Origin of the sequence: Streptomyces mutomycini, from assembly GCF_001700505.1 — a bacterium.
In the GTDB taxonomy this organism is placed as follows: Bacteria; Actinomycetota; Actinomycetes; order Streptomycetales; family Streptomycetaceae; genus Streptomyces; species Streptomyces mutomycini.
Genome location: NZ_MAPV01000145.1, coordinates 25,143 through 39,127 on the forward strand (window position 1 = coordinate 25,143; position 13,985 = coordinate 39,127).

Annotated in this window: 13 protein-coding genes and 1 pseudogene; 10 read left to right on the forward strand and 4 right to left on the reverse strand. The window is 70.3% G+C overall.

Features of this window, described 5'->3' with window-relative positions:
- Positions 1–60 precede the first annotated feature (60 nt).
- A complete protein-coding gene (locus BFF76_RS20870) occupies positions 61–1,725 on the reverse strand; it encodes an IclR family transcriptional regulator domain-containing protein (RefSeq protein WP_065848821.1) in 1,665 nt (554 codons plus the stop codon).
- 123 nt (positions 1,726–1,848) lie between these two features.
- Here BFF76_RS20870 and BFF76_RS20875 point away from each other — a divergent pair, with 123 nt between their 5' ends.
- The 6 genes and pseudogenes from BFF76_RS20875 to BFF76_RS20900 form a co-directional block, all read left to right on the forward strand.
- Positions 1,849–2,619 (forward strand): CoA transferase subunit A, encoded by a 771-nt coding sequence (locus BFF76_RS20875; protein ID WP_031100204.1) that lies wholly within the window; start codon positions 1,849–1,851, stop codon positions 2,617–2,619.
- Positions 2,619–3,266 (forward strand): CoA transferase subunit B, encoded by a 648-nt coding sequence (locus BFF76_RS20880; protein WP_031100202.1) that lies wholly within the window; start codon positions 2,619–2,621, stop codon positions 3,264–3,266. Before BFF76_RS20875 ends, BFF76_RS20880 begins: the two co-directional genes overlap by 1 nt.
- The gene (locus tag BFF76_RS20885; protein WP_031100200.1) at positions 3,263–4,477 is read left to right on the forward strand and encodes a thiolase family protein; all 1,215 of its coding nucleotides are present in this window, start codon (positions 3,263–3,265) and stop codon (positions 4,475–4,477) included. The genes BFF76_RS20880 and BFF76_RS20885 overlap by 4 nt, the downstream gene beginning before the upstream one ends.
- A gap of 361 nt (positions 4,478–4,838) precedes the next feature.
- A complete protein-coding gene (locus BFF76_RS20890; protein WP_065848822.1) occupies positions 4,839–6,662 on the forward strand; it encodes a SpoIIE family protein phosphatase in 1,824 nt (607 codons plus the stop codon).
- 224 nt (positions 6,663–6,886) lie between these two features.
- Positions 6,887–7,336 carry a DUF6003 family protein gene (locus BFF76_RS20895; protein WP_031100197.1) on the forward strand — a complete coding sequence of 150 codons (450 nt, stop codon included), beginning with the start codon at positions 6,887–6,889 and terminating at the stop codon, positions 7,334–7,336.
- Positions 7,337–7,392: 56 nt separating this feature from the next.
- Positions 7,393–7,808, forward strand: a pseudogene (locus BFF76_RS20900) (DUF2470 domain-containing protein); the annotation flags it as partial.
- A 57-nt stretch (positions 7,809–7,865) separates the two neighbouring features.
- Here the strand turns inward: BFF76_RS20900 and BFF76_RS34725 are convergent.
- Entirely contained in the window at positions 7,866–7,943 is a 78-nt protein-coding gene (locus BFF76_RS34725; protein WP_370443954.1) for a 50S ribosomal protein bL37, read from the reverse strand.
- A gap of 404 nt (positions 7,944–8,347) precedes the next feature.
- On the opposite strand from BFF76_RS34725, the gene malX reads away from it, so the two are divergent.
- From malX to BFF76_RS20915, 4 genes are all read left to right on the forward strand, one after another.
- Positions 8,348–9,946 carry a maltose/glucose-specific PTS transporter subunit IIBC gene (malX, locus tag BFF76_RS20905; RefSeq protein WP_065848823.1) on the forward strand — a complete coding sequence of 533 codons (1,599 nt, stop codon included), beginning with the start codon at positions 8,348–8,350 and terminating at the stop codon, positions 9,944–9,946.
- A gap of 2 nt (positions 9,947–9,948) precedes the next feature.
- Positions 9,949–11,160, forward strand: a complete 1,212-nt coding sequence (locus BFF76_RS20910) for a MalY/PatB family protein (RefSeq protein WP_065848824.1) — start codon at positions 9,949–9,951, stop codon at positions 11,158–11,160.
- Between the two features lie 95 nt (positions 11,161–11,255).
- Positions 11,256–11,504, forward strand: coding sequence for a helix-turn-helix domain-containing protein (locus BFF76_RS33950; RefSeq protein WP_244167314.1), 249 nt, complete (start codon positions 11,256–11,258; stop codon positions 11,502–11,504).
- A gap of 138 nt (positions 11,505–11,642) precedes the next feature.
- Complete coding sequence (locus tag BFF76_RS20915) at positions 11,643–12,137, forward strand: ATP-binding protein (protein ID WP_065848825.1); 495 nt, start codon at positions 11,643–11,645, stop codon at positions 12,135–12,137.
- 129 nt (positions 12,138–12,266) lie between these two features.
- On the opposite strand, the gene BFF76_RS20920 is transcribed toward BFF76_RS20915, so the two are convergent.
- Positions 12,267–12,806, reverse strand: a complete 540-nt coding sequence (locus tag BFF76_RS20920; RefSeq protein ID WP_031100188.1) for a transglycosylase SLT domain-containing protein — start codon at positions 12,804–12,806, stop codon at positions 12,267–12,269.
- 746 nt (positions 12,807–13,552) lie between these two features.
- Positions 13,553–13,985 (reverse strand): phytanoyl-CoA dioxygenase family protein (locus tag BFF76_RS20925; RefSeq protein ID WP_208604864.1); only part of this gene is annotated, 433 nt, incomplete at its 5' end.

Consider the following 13,985-nt stretch of genomic DNA (forward strand, 5'->3'; position numbering starts at 1 on the left):
GCCCCACCGGTGTCTCCGTCGTCGGGCTGGACCTCCTCGACGCTCCGGGGCCTCTTGGGCTCACATCACCGCGACGTGGGCGAAACGGGCCGCGGTGTGCAGTTCGGCCTCGATGTTGCCCGCGGTGAGGCGGACTTGGGGCAGCACCTGCTCCAGGCACTCCTCGATCGTCCGGCTGCTGCTGTGCATGGCGACGTTGATGGCGGCGACCGCGGTGCCGGCACGGTCCCGCACGGGTACGGCGATCGAGCGCAGGCCCGCCTCCAGTTCCTCGTCGACCAGGGCGTACCCCTCGGCGCGTACGCGTTCGAGCACGGCCTCGAGTTCGGCACGGCGGGTGAGGGTGTGGGGGGCGAGCGGGCGCAGCTCCGCGTGGTCGAGGAGGGGCCCCAGTCCGGCGGCGGGCAGGTCCGCAAGCAGGACTCGTCCGAGCGAGGTCGCGTAGGCGGGGAAGCGGGTGCCGACGGTGATGTTGACGTTCATGATGCGGTGGGTGGCGGCACGCGCCACGTACTGCACCGAGTCGTCCACGAGGACTGCGAGGGACGTGGATTCATGGATCCGCCCCGCCAGGGCGGCGAGGTGCGGTTCGGCGATCCCCGGCAGAGTGATGCGGGAGAGCGGCGGATATCCGAGCGCCAGGACACGGGGTGTCAGCCGGTGTTCACGCTGGTCGACCGCTACGTAGCCGAGGTGTTCGAGGGTGATCAGCGCGCGGCGTGCGGAGGCGCGGGACAGGCCGGTGGCACGGGCGACCGCGCTGAGCGTCAGGGCGTCGCCGGTGTCGCCGAAGGCGGTGATGACGGTGAGGCCCCTGGCGAGGGACTCGACGAACTCCCGCCCCAGTTCCTGCTTCGAGGCCGCCGTCCATGAGGCGAGGGGCCCCGGGGCCGGTGCGGTGCCGCCGGGAGGGGCGTCACGCAGCCGGCATTCCATGGCCGCCGCGGCATCGCGCAGCCGGGGCAGCAGGCTGTCGCGGAGGCCCTGCGCACTGTGCCGGCTGGTGTGACTGACCACGCTGAGCACGCACGCGATGCCTCCGGCGGGGTCCCGTACAGGTACGGCGAGGGCCAGGAGGCCGGGTTCGATCAACTGGTCGTCCAGCGCCCAGCCGTCGGCCCGTGCCGCGTCCACGCGGTCCTCGAAGAGGTCGTCGGCCGGGCGGCTGCGACGCGGCAGGGACGGGAAGCCGGCGCCGTCGGGGTCTGCGGCCCGCCTCTCCCGCCATGCCTGCCATTGCCCGGCCCCCCAGAGGGTGGCGAGGACCGTGCCCGGGGCGGTGCGTTCCGCGGGCAGCAGGTCGCCGATGCGGAAGCTCAGGGACATCGCACGGCGGCGGGTGGCCTGGTGCACGAAGCGGACGTCCTCGCCGTCGGGCACCGCCAGCGAGACGGACTCGTCGAGTTCGTCGGCGAGCGCGTCCACCAGGTCACCGAGGAGGCGGGGAAAGCGGACCGAGGACAGGTAGGCGTTGCCCAGCTCCATCAGGCGCGGCGCGAGGGTGACGGTCCGGCCGTCGAGGCGCACGTATCCCGTGCGAGCGAGGGTGAGCGTGACACGGTCGACGGTGGAGCGGGCGAGTCCGGTGGCGCGTTCCAGGTCGCTGAGGCTGAGGGAGCCGTCCGCGTCGGTCAGCCGGCGCAGCACGGAGATGCCGCGCATGAGCGGTGCGACGGCCTCCGCGGGGGCCGGTGTGCCGGGCCTGTCGGGGCTGGTCGGTGGCATCTGTTCTCCCGTCGGGTGTGCCCATAGGTTCGCAGGCCCGTTGACAGGGCTCCGATCCGGGCGCCAGACTCGATCCTAGTGAAGGAAATTTCACTATGCGAACGCTAAGGGGTGGGCGGTTTCATGGACAAGGTGGTCGCGTCGGCGGCACTGGCCGTCGCCGACGTGCCGGACGGCGCGTCGGTGGCGGTGGGGGGCTTCGGCCTCAGCGGTGTGCCGAACGTGTTGATCGATGCCCTGTACGCGAGCGGCGTCAGCGGGCTCGGCGTCGTTTCGAACAACTGCGGAGCGATGGACTCCGGCCTCGCGGTGCTCCTCTCCGCCGGCCGGATCAGCCGGGTGACGGGCTCGTACATCGGCGGGAACAAGGAGTTCGCCCGGCAGTACCTCGGGGGCGAACTCGAGCTCGAACTGATCCCGCAGGGCACTCTGGCCGAGCGACTACGGGCCGGCGGGGCCGGGATACCCGCGTTCTACACCCCCGCCGGCGTGGGCACGCAGGTCGCCGACGGCGGGCTCCCCTGGCGCTACGACGGTGAGGGCGGCGTGGCGGTGGCCTCACCCGCCAAGGAGGTCCGCGACTTCGCCGGCACGGAATTCGTCCTGGAGCACAGCATCCGCACCGACTTCGCCCTCGTCAGGGCGGCGAAGGGCGACCGGCACGGCAACCTGGTCTTCAACAAGTCCGCTCGCAACTTCAATCCGCTCGCCGCGATGGCCGGCCGCATCACAGTCGCCGAGGTCGAGGAGCTGGTCGAGCCGGGCGAGATCGACCCGGACCACGTGCACCTGCCGGGCGTCTTCGTACAGCGGGTGGTCGCGCTGACCCCCGGGCAGGCCGTGGACAAGAAGGTCGAGAAGCGGACGATCACGGAGCGGGAGGCACGGGACTGATGGCCTGGAACCGGAACGAGATGGCCGCCAGGGCGGCCGCGGAACTGCGCGACGGCGAGTACGTCAACCTCGGCATCGGGCTGCCGACGCTGATCCCGAACCACCTCCCCGAGGACGTGCACGTCGTCCTGGAGTCCGAGAACGGAATCCTGGGCACCGGCGCCTTCCCGTACGACGAGGACGTCGACCCCGATCTGATCAACGCGGGCAAGGAGACGGTGACCGTCCGGCCGGGGGCGTCGTTCTTCGACTCCGCTCTCTCCTTCGGCATGATCCGCGGCGGTCACATCGACGCCGCCGTACTCGGGGCCATGGAGGTCTCGGCCCGGGGCGACCTCGCCAACTGGGCGGTCCCGGGGAAGATGGTGACCGGCATCGGCGGCGCCATGGACCTGGTGCACGGGGCCCGCCGCGTCATCGTGACCATGACGCACACCGCGAAGGACGGCAGCCCGAAGATCGTCGAGGAGTGCACCCTGCCGCTCACCGGCAAGGCGTGCGTCCACCGGATCATCACGGACCTCGCCGTCCTCGACGTGACCGACGACGGCCTGGTCCTGGTGGAGACCGCCCCCGGGGTGAGTACCGCTGAAGTTCTGGAGCGGACCGCCGCTCCGGTCCGTACCGCCGAAAGGATCGCGTCATGAGCTTCCGTCCCCGCGACGTGTACATCGTCGACGCCGTCCGCACCCCGATCGGCAGGTACAACGGGGCGCTCGCACAGGTGCGGCCGGACGACCTCGCCGCGCACACCATCCGCGCGCTGCTCGACCGCACGCCGGAACTCGACCCCTCACGCATCGGTGACGTGGTGCTCGGCAACGCCAACGGCGCGGGCGAGGAGAACCGCAACGTCGGCAGGATGGCCGCGCTCCTCGCGGGCCTGCCGGTCTCCGTTCCCGGCGTGACCGTCAACCGGCTCTGCGCCTCGGGCCTCGAAGCCGTCGTGCACGCTGCGCGCGCCGTGGCTCTGGGGGACCACTCGCTCGTCGTCGCCGGCGGTGTCGAGTCGATGACCCGCGCCCCGTACGTCCTGCCCAAGAGCGACCGCGCCTTTCCGGCCGGGCACACCGAGATGTACTCGACCACTCTGGGCTGGCGCATGGTCAACCCACGGATGGACCCGCAGTGGACGGTGCCGCTCGGCGAGAGCGCCGAACTGATCGCCGAGAAACACTCCATCAGCCGTGAACAGCAGGACGAGTTCGCTCTGGCCTCGCACCGGAAGGCCTCGGCCGCCCGGGCAGCGGGGCTGTTCGACGGCGAGATCGCGCCCGTGACCATTCCGCGCCGCAAGGGCGACCCGCTCGTCGTCGACCGGGACGAGTGCATCAGGGACGACACGTCGCTGGAAGCCCTGGCCAAGCTCCGCCCGTCCTTCCGTACGGAGGACGGCACGGTCACCGCGGGCAACTCCTCCCCGCTCAACGACGGTGCGGCTGCCCTGCTGCTGGCCGACGAGGAGGGCCTGCGGGCCACCGGCCGCGAACCCCTGGCCCGGATCACGGCCTCCGCGGTGTCCGCCAACGAGCCCCACTACTTCGGGCTCGCTCCCGTGGAAGCCGTGAACAGGGCCCTGGGCCGGGCGGGCAGGAGCTTCGCCGAGCTCACGGCACTGGAACTCAACGAGGCCTTCGCCGCGCAGGTCCTGGGCTGCGTCGCGGAGTGGCCCGACCTCGACCCGTCCGTGCTCAATCCGCGCGGCGGAGCGATCGCGATCGGCCACCCGCTCGGCGCCTCGGGAGCCCGCCTCGCGGGCTCCATCGCCCACCAGCTCAAGGCCGCAGGGTCCGGGGTCGGCGTGGCGACGCTGTGCATCGGCGTGGGCCAGGGCTCCGCACTGGTGCTGGAGAGGTGACCCGGGCCTTCCGTCCGCGGCCGGCTGTGCGGCGAACCGTCGCCGCGGTTGCCGGCGGGCGGTGAACCCCCGGGCGCCGAACCCGGCGGCCGGGGGCCCCTCCCGAGCGGCGGAACAGGAGCGCCGGATGAATGATGAACAGAAGCTCTGGCGCCGCGGGTGCCGTCCGGCCTCGTCGCCGGCCGGACCGGGCGCGGCTGTGACCACGAAGCGGAAGGCATGAGCTCATGACCTCCCAGACCGCGTTTCCGGCAGCGGATCACGTGCCGTTCGCGCACATGCCCACGCCGTGCGGTCCCGAGAGCGTGCCGGGGGCGGGCACGGGCGGAGCGGTCCGTCCGAGGACGGCCGGGGAAGCCCGATGAGGTCTGCGGACGGGCTGCTCGAGGTCGGCTTCATGCGCGCGGTGTTCGACAACCTGGGGGCGGGGGTGTTCGTGGTCGACACCACCGGCCGGCTCACCTCGTGCAATCCGCGCGCCGAGCAGCTCCTCGGCCGCCGGAAGGAGCAGATGCTGGGTCACGACATGCATGATCTGCTGCGCCGCCGACGGGACGGTGACACGATCCCGCGGAGCGAGAGCGGTCCGCTGACCGTGCTGGAGAGTGACCAACCGGTCGAGGGGAGCGAGGAACTCTTCCTCCGCGGGGACGGCAGTCTCGTGCCGGTCATCTGGGCGGCCACTCCCCTGCGGCACGAGGGGCGGCCGGAAGGCGCGGTGATCGTCTTCCACGATTTCAGTCTGCATCGTGACGCCGCCGAGCAGACCGCGGCGTACCTCGCCGCCCTGGAAGGGCTCACCGCCCGGCTGACGATGGTGGCGGAGGTCTCCAAGGTCCTCATCTCCGCCCTGGACACGCCGGAGATGCTGAACAGACTGGCCGGCCTGCTCGTACCGGACATGGGCGACTGGGTCGCGGTCGACATCCGTACGGCGGAGCATTCGGGCGAGATGCGCCGCGTCACCGTCCGTACCACCGGCGACCAGGAAGCGGCGGAAGCGCTCACGGGCCCGTTGCCGTCATTGCCCGAATCCAGCCGTTCGCCGGCGGTCCAGACGCTGCGGAGCGCCGAGCCCGTCTTCCTGGACGCCCACGCATTGGCGGAGCAGCCGGACAGTCCGCTCGCGAGCGCCCACCGGGACCTCTTCGACCGGCTGGGCGGCAGTTGCGCCGTCGTGGTGCCCCTGCACACCCGGCGGCAGGTCTTCGGCGCGCTGACCGTGGCCCGTGTCGCTCCGGACGCGTCCTACTCGGAGGCCGAGGTCTTCGTGCTGGCCGACATCGCGCGCCGCGCCGGTCTCGTCATGGAAGCCGCCGAACTGTCCGAGCAGCAGCGCCATGTCGCCGAGATCATGCAGCGCCAGCTCCTCACCCCTCTGCCCCAGGTCGACCACCTCACCCTGGCGGCCCGCTACCGGCCGGCCGAGAGCGCCGCGGAGATCGGCGGGGACTGGTACGACTCCTTCCTCCTGAGCGACGGTGCCCTGACCATGGTCATCGGAGACGTCGTCGGCCACGATCTCAAGGCCGCCGCCCACATGGCCGAGGTCCGCAACATGTTGCGCGCCCTTGCCTGGGACCGTACGGAGCCCCCGAGCCTGGTCATGCGCCGCCTGGACGAGGCGATGACGCACACGAGCGACGCCCCCATGGCCACCTGCGTCTTCGCACGCATCGAAGGCCCCGAAGGCGGGCCGTGGCAGCTCAGATGGGTGAATGCGGGCCATCCACCACCCCTGCTGGTCACCACCGACGGGCACGCCCGGTTCCTCGAAGGGGGTCACGGCCCTCTCCTCGGCCTCAACTCCGCCCTGCACCTGGGCCTGAGTTGGCCCGACTCCTACGCGGACCTTCCGCCCCGGTCGACTCTCCTGCTCTACACCGACGGGCTCGTCGAGAGCCGCACCCGTGACATCGAGGCCGGCCTCGCCATGCTGCGCCGGCATGCGGCGGCTCTGGCAGACCGCGACGTCGAGGACTTCCTCGACGAGCTTCTGGAGCGCATCGACCCCAGTGGCGACGACGTCGCCATGCTGGTCCTGCGCACCCCGGAGGCGGGTGTGGGCGCAGGCGACGAAGAGGCCCCGCCGCAGCACGCGCACAGCCCGGCGGCCGCCAACCGCGGAGCGCCCGGCTCCCGCGTCGAGGACACGCCCGTCAGGGACACCTCCGAACCGGCCTGAGCTGTCACGACGCGGCCACGCACCTCCGCCTGTCGGCCGCCGCGACGCCCTCGCCCGCCTCTCCGTCCGGCCCTGTATGGCCACGAACGTGCGTCAGCTGGAAGCGAGTTGGCCGCTCTGCCATCTCCCGCCGCTCTCGATGACACCGCACGGCTCGAGCGGAGCGCAACGGAACCCCGGACTCGGGTTTCGCTGCGCTGCGCTCGAGAAGGTAGCTTTGCGCAATGGACCACGACGCTCGCCTGTTCTTGCTCCCCGACCGCCACCCCAAGGTAGGGGCCGCTCTGGCAGCTGTAGGCGCTCTGGCGTGTGCGGAGACTCCGGCTGTGCACGGGTGGCTGCAGGCGCACGGGGTTTCCGCCTCGTCGGAGCAGGTCAGGATCCTTCCCTCCGACGCGGAGACGCTCATCCCCGCAGATGCCGAAAGCCTGCCCGTCCCCCTGAGCGAGGAAGAGGCGCTGCGCGTACAGCGGGAGTGCGCTCCGAAGGCGGTCGCGGACCTGGAAGCGGAGCTTCTGGGCTTCCGTGAGACGACCCAGGACCGGGAAGCTCTCGTGCACCGCGCACTGACCGCGGGCATCCCCACCCAGCGCATCGCCCACCTCACCGGCCTCACCCCGCAGGAGATCGGCGTACTCCTGCAGGCGCAGCCCCCGACAGCTACGGACGCCTAGGGTCTTCCGTCTGGATCAGGCTGGAGCGGGGCCTGGCGCCGGGCGCCTCCTCTTTCGCCCGGTACAGCAACGAGGCCACGGAAAGCACCTGCATGGAGTCGGCCAAGCGGTCATCGAATACCACAGGGGTCGCGCCTTCGTCACGCTGGACACACTGCAGGAGACGGCCCCCGATCCCATCGCCACCAACGAGGCGGCGATGCTGACCCATCTCGTCGACGACCACGGCGAACTCGTCCCCCTGCTCCTGCGCCTCGCACAACCGCAGCCGGAGAAGGGCGTGATGCGCGTCCTCCCGCTCGCGATCGACCGCTACGGCGTGACCCTGCGCTTGGAGTACCCCACCACCCACCGCGACCTGCGCCTGCCGTTCGCGAAGCCCGTGGCACGCCTCGATCAGGCGGGGCCCCAGATCCAAGCCCTGCTGACCGCCGCCCGCCGCGCCTCTCACCGCAACCAGTTGCTCACCTGAGACCGGGGAACGCGTCAGGGGGCGGCACGTGCCGCCCCCTGACAGACCGGCGCGCCCTCAGGACTGGGGACGACTGCCGTGGTTCGCGCCGTTCTTGCGGCGGGCCTTCTTCTTGCGACGTCGCTTCGAGGACATCGAACCTCCTCATTCGGTAGCTTTCGCCTACTGTCCACCGGATTGTCGACTCCGGCGATCACAGAGCCCCTTACCCGCGGATACGACGGCAAACACCCTGCGCCCGAGCGACCCGGTGGCGTACGTCACTGCCCGCGACAGCGGGTTCACTCCCCGCGTCGATCCCTCAGCGCGCGACGTGGATCGACGTCCCGGCGGCCATGGACAGCCGCCGACCTGCTGTGATGTGATCCGTGCGGTGGAACGGCCCCGCCTGGCGCTGCTCACCGGGCGATCCTCGGGTGCGTTGTGCGAAGGCGGCCCGGATCCCCGCGTCATGCCTCACGCCGCTCGGCCATCCGTGGGTCCGCGCATCCCCACGGCGAGCGCCCGGGTCCGTCCCCAGGCTCGAAAGTTCCGTACACATGCAGAAGACCAAGGCCGCACTCTGGGAATTCCTCCAGGGACTCGGCAAGACGTTCATGCTCCCGGTGGCTCTGCTCGCGTTCTGCGGCATCATGCTGGGCATCGGCTCGTCGCTCTCCAGCGAGGCCGTCACCGACAATCTTCCCTTCCTGAAGGCCGAGGGCTTCCACCTCGTATTCACCTGGATGGCCAACACGGGTCTGGTCGCCTTCACCTTCCTGCCCGTCCTTTTCGCGATGGCGATTCCGCTCGGTCTCGCCCGTGAGGACAAGGGCGTGGCCGCGTTCTCCGGTTTCGTCGGCTTCGCCGCCATGAACCTCGCGGTGAACTTTTATCTCACCGCGAGAGGGGTCGACTTCGAGGACGAGGAAGCGGTCAAGCACTACGGCACAGCCGAGGTGCTCGGCGTGCAGTCCATCGATACGGGACTCCTCGGAGCCGTAGCCGTTGGCATCGTTGTCAGCCTTCTCCACCAGCGCTTTCGTACGCAGCGGATGCCTGACGCACTGGCCTTCTTCGGCGGGCTGCGCTTCGTCCCGATCATCTCCGCTCTCGTCCTGAGCGTGCTCGGTCTGCTCATCCCACTGGTGTGGCCGGCCTTCAACGGCTGGATCACCGCCGTGGGCCGCGGCATCGGGCACACCGGCGTCCTCGGGCCGTTCTTCTTCGGCATGGGAGAGGTTCTGCTGCGGCCGATCGGGCTGCACCACATCCTCGTGGCCATGTTCCGGTTCACCGACGTCGGCGGTTCGGGAGCTGTGTGCGGGGACAACGTCTCCGGGGCCCTGAACATGTTCTACGCCCACCTCGACTGCGCGGGCGCGCCGAACGCAGCCGTCACCGACGCGACGCACTTCCTCTCGCAGGGCAAGATGGCCGCCTACCTGGGCGGTCTTCCCGGTGCCGCGCTGGCGATGTACCACTGCGCGAAGAGGAAGATGCGCCCGGAGATCAAGGCGCTGCTCGTTTCCGGCGTGGTGGCCTGCGTGGTCGGCGGCATCACGGAACCGCTCGAGTTCCTCTTCCTGTTCGTCGCGCCGTGGCTCTACGCCATCCACGCGGTTCTGGTGGGACTCGGCTTCCTGACGGCGGCAACGCTCGGCGTCTTCATCGGGAACACCGACGGCAATGTCATCGACTGGCTGGTCTTCGGCGTGCTCCAGGGCTCGACGACCAAGTGGTATCTGGTGCCTGTGATCGCGGCCGTGTGGTTCGCCGTGTACTACTTCCTGTTCCGCTGGGCGATCACCCGCTTCGACCTGAAGACCCCCGGTCGCGAGGAGGAGTCCGGGCAAGGGGACGAGGATGCCGCTGCGGACGTGGTGGAGAAGCCCGCACGCGAACTGGTCGCCGGGAAGTACGACGCCGTCGCCATCCTCGACGCGATCGGTGGCGTCGGCAACATCCGGTCGTTGGACAACTGCATCACCCGTCTTCGCATGACGGTGCTGGACGCCGGACAGGTGGACGAGGCCCGGCTGAAGAAGCTCGGTGCCGTGGGCGTGATCAAGCTCGACGACCACAACGTGCAGGTCGTCATCGGGCCGCAGGTCCAGTCGGTGAAGGACGCCATCGCCACCATGATCCCGGTGGGCTGACCATGAGTCACCCCTCCCCCGGCCGGGCTCGTGAAAGCGTGCCTGATCCCTACGGCTTCGGAATCCCGGTGGACCGGCACGGCACCTGGTGCACGCAGTGGGACTACGTCGAAGACCGGTTCGGCGTGCCGGATCTGCTGCCGTTCACGATCTCCGACATGGACTTCGAGACCGCCCCCGAGGTCATGGCCGCGCTCCGCGGCCGGCTGGACCACGGCGTGCTCGGCTACTCGCGGTGGCGTCAGGACGACTTCCTCTCCGCGATCGTCCACTGGTACGCGACACAGCATGCGACGGCCGTCGATCCCGGGTCGGTGGTCTACGCGCCCTCCGTCGTCTACCAGTTGTCGCAGTTGCTGCGGCTGTGGTCGAGCCCCGGCGACGGCGTGGTAGCCCATGCCCCCATGTACGACGCGTTCCCCAGGACCGTGGCCGCGCACGGGCGACAGCTCCGCGAGTGCCCACTGGACGACTGGGCGGAGCTGGAGCGGCTCCTGGCGCTGCCCGACACGGCCGTGCTGCTTCTGTGCTCTCCGCACAACCCGACGGGCAGGGTCTGGTCCGCGGACGAGCTGGACCGGATGGCGCGGCTGTGCGCCGAGCACGATGTGGCTGTCATCAGCGATGAGATCCACTCCGACCTGGCGCACGCTCCGCACGTCCACCGCCCTTGGGCGCGACTCGGTGGCGAGGGCCGGTGGGCGGTGATCACCTCGGCGTCCAAATCGTTCAACATTCCTGCACTGACCGGTAGTTACGGGATCATCGGCGATCCGGCATCGCGCGACGCCTACCTGCTGCAGCTCAAGGAGGCGGACGGGCTCTCCTCCCCCGCGGTGCTCTCCCTGGTCGGCCACATCGCCGCGTACAGGGAGGGCGCGCTCTGGCTGGACGCCTTGCGCGCGTATCTCGCGGCCAACCTCGCCATGGTCGCCGACCGCCTACGCGAGGAGTTCCCGCAGCTCGGCTGGGAGCCCCCGCAGGCGGGGTATCTCGCCTGGATCGACCTGCGGCCGCTCGGTGTCGACGACGACGCCCTGCAGCGCGAGCTCGTCGAGGTGGAGAAGGTCGCCATCATGCCGGGAGCGGCCTACGGCTCCCCGGGGAGGGTGCGCCTCAATGTCGGGTGCCCCCGCTCCAAGGCGGAGAACGGCGTCGAAGCACTGGTGCGCGCACTGCGGCGGCTCATGACGGGGCCGGGAACTCGGGGCTGAGCCGTTCCTGCGACGCCCGGACCACGGGCGTCGCAGGTCGGGTTCCCGGACGTCGTCCGGGCGACGGGTCCGGAACGTCAGAGCGATGTCATGACGTGCTTGATCCGGGTGCAGTCCTCGAAGCCTTACCCGGAGAGGTCCTTGCCGTAGCCGGACTTCTTGAATCCGCGCTCCACCCAGGTGCGGGCGGACACGAGAGGGCCGCCCGGTCGTGCGGCCGCCGTACGGAGACGGCCGCGGCTGCACTCCACATCCACCCGAACACCCTCGCCTACCGGTTGCGCCGCTTCGGCACTCTCGCCCGCCGCGACCTGGCCTCGACGGGTGCCCTGGCCGAGGTCTGACTGGCGATCCATGCGGCGGGCGCGCTGGGCCTCACCGGCTGACGGGCTTTCCTGTCTTCCCGGCCTGAAACACGAGAGGGCGGGTAGGCGGGACGCTGTGTGAGCTGTGTGGTGCAGCCACCTGACGGGGGACGTGTGATGGAACTGCTGGCGACAGACCGCTGTACAGAGCAGGACGGGCTGGTGACCGTCCCGGGCGTGGTGGCGGGCAGTGCCGCCTACGACATGGAATCGGGAGAGATCGGCCGCGCCCGTGACTTCGTCCGGGATTTCCTGTCCGGGGCACAGCAGTCCTTGCCCGGTCTGCACGTGTCCACGCGGGCGCTCGGTGCCGCACAGCTGGTGGTGAGTGAGCTCGCCACCAATGTCTGCAAGTACGCGCCGGGGCCCTGCCTGCTGGATCTCGAGATCGACGGCGACATGCTGGGCATCACCATGTGGGACTCGGGCTCCGTGCTCCCCGGCACCCTGCAGGCCGACCCCACGCGCGCGGGACAGCACGGACTGGAGATCGTCCTCGCGGTCTGCCAGAGCTTCGAGGTCCGCCGCGAGCCCGTGGGCAAACGCGTGCGCGTGCGGATCTCGCTCCTCGACGGCCCGGACGGCGACCCGGCAGGCTCTTCACCCTGGTGAGGGCTCCTGATCGCGGGCCGGGCCGGTGCTCGGGCAACGCGTTCGCGCCCGCACGCGACAGCGGGAGGGCTACACCCCACAAGGTGTAGCCCTCCCGCTGTATGCGTAGCCGCGACGTGCGGCCGGTGCTCAGTACGCGGAGTCGACGTTGTCGATGGAGCCGTACTTGTCGGCGGCGTAGTTGGCGGCCGCGGTGATGTTGGCGACCGGGTCGGTCAGGTCCTTCGGGGTGCCGTCGACGTGATAGGCGTCGAAGGTCGGCTTGATCACCTGCAGCAGGCCCTTGGAAGGCGTGCCGTTCTGTGCGTTCACGTCCCAGCCGTTGGAGGCGTCGGGGTCGCCGCCGGACTCACGCATGATGTTGCGGTGCAGGCCCTCGTAGCTGCCCGGGATCCCCTCGTCCTGCATGATTTCCAGAGACTCCCGGATCCAGCCGTCCAGGTCGTCCTTGTCTGAGGCTGCCGTGGCTGCCTTCTGCGCGAGGGCGTCCGCCTGCGCGGAGACTCCTGCCGCCGATACCCCGGCCGACGCGGCGACACCGTGCGAGGCCGGCTCCGAGGCGTGTGCGGGCGACGGGGCAAGGGTCAGGGCCGCTGCTGCGGCTCCGGCCGCACACAGTGCGGAAACCGAGAACGTGCGGATCCGGGCGGTACGAGCGGCGGGGGCCAGGGACTGGTCGGACGTACGGATAAAACACTCTCCTTGCGCTGGGGTCAGGGAAGCCCCGGGGCCGGGGATGGCGGAACGGAAGGGGCGCGGCGCGTTCCGTACGTACGGAACGGGCGGCACCCTGCCGGTCCGGAGCACCGGCTCCCGTGGACTCGATCCATGGTTAGCGGCATGGCAGGACGGAGGCAACGTCCGGCATCACTACGCGCCTAAGTAGCAGGGAACCGACAGGACGCCGACCGGTGCGCTCCAGCCCAGCGAGGCCGGGTACGGCCTCTACTACCGCTCTTCGTATGTGATCTGAGACCTATGGGCCGGCTCACAGACCGCTTCGACAAGCCGGCTGTGCGGGCGTGGCAGTCCCCCCGGTACAGCTCGGCGAGCGCGGCTACGAAACGACCAGGTCGTGGCAGATCACATCGACGACGTCGCGGCGGCTCGTGAGCCGGCCGGCACCTGGTCGGCCTCGGGCGGACCGGGATCGTTGCGGGGGGTGTGCACCCAGACGTCCGCGACCAGTCGGCAGCGCACCCTGAGGGATTCCAACTGTGAGCACCCCCGGGGACGTCGCGGTGGAAGGACCGACGGCTCGGACGGGGGGCTGTACAGCACGAGGGGCAGGCGTTGCCGCCCGGCGGCGTCGGCGGCCGGGCGGCAAGGGATACGCGCAGCGCCCTGGCAGACCGGCAGCCGGCCTCTGACCGAAGCCGGCGGGCCGGTCGGCCCGGGCGCCTACGTAGGTGTTCTCACCTGACCGGTGTGAAGTCGCGTGCCCCGATGAATTCGGGGCGGCGGACGGGAGCCGCGAAGGGTTCCTGTGCCGTGTTGTCGACGCTGTTGAACACGATGAAGACGTTGCTCCGTGCGTAGGGGGTGATGTTGTCGCCGGAGCCGTGCATGGCGTTGCAGTCGAACCAGGTCGCCGAGCCGGCCTTGCCGGTGAAGAGCTTGATGCCGTGCCGGTCGGCCAGCTTCGTCAGTACCTCGTCGGACGGGATCCCGGCGTCCTGCATCTGCAGGGACCGCTTGTAGTTGTCCTTCGGTGTCTCACCCGCGCAGCCGACGAACGACTTGTGGGAGCCGGGCATGATCATCAGCCCGCCGTTGGTGTCGTAGTTCTCGGTCAGCGCGATCGAGACGGACACCGTCCGCATGTTGGGCAGACCGTCCTCGGCGTGC

Excerpts from the sequence above, each read along its gene's own strand:
- BFF76_RS20870 (WP_065848821.1), bottom strand. The coding sequence starts at position 1,725 with ATGCCACCGACCAGCCCCGACAGGCCCGGCACACCGGCCCCCGCGGAG.
- BFF76_RS20875 (WP_031100204.1), top strand. The coding sequence starts at position 1,849 with ATGGACAAGGTGGTCGCGTCGGCGGCACTGGCCGTCGCCGACGTGCCG.
- BFF76_RS20880 (WP_031100202.1), top strand. The coding sequence starts at position 2,619 with ATGGCCTGGAACCGGAACGAGATGGCCGCCAGGGCGGCCGCGGAACTG.
- BFF76_RS20885 (WP_031100200.1), top strand. The coding sequence starts at position 3,263 with ATGAGCTTCCGTCCCCGCGACGTGTACATCGTCGACGCCGTCCGCACC.
- BFF76_RS20890 (WP_065848822.1), top strand. The coding sequence starts at position 4,839 with ATGAGGTCTGCGGACGGGCTGCTCGAGGTCGGCTTCATGCGCGCGGTG.
- BFF76_RS20895 (WP_031100197.1), top strand. The coding sequence starts at position 6,887 with ATGGACCACGACGCTCGCCTGTTCTTGCTCCCCGACCGCCACCCCAAG.
- BFF76_RS34725 (WP_370443954.1), bottom strand. The coding sequence starts at position 7,943 with ATGTCCTCGAAGCGACGTCGCAAGAAGAAGGCCCGCCGCAAGAACGGC.
- malX (WP_065848823.1), top strand. The coding sequence starts at position 8,348 with ATGCAGAAGACCAAGGCCGCACTCTGGGAATTCCTCCAGGGACTCGGC.
- BFF76_RS20910 (WP_065848824.1), top strand. The coding sequence starts at position 9,949 with ATGAGTCACCCCTCCCCCGGCCGGGCTCGTGAAAGCGTGCCTGATCCC.
- BFF76_RS20915 (WP_065848825.1), top strand. The coding sequence starts at position 11,643 with ATGGAACTGCTGGCGACAGACCGCTGTACAGAGCAGGACGGGCTGGTG.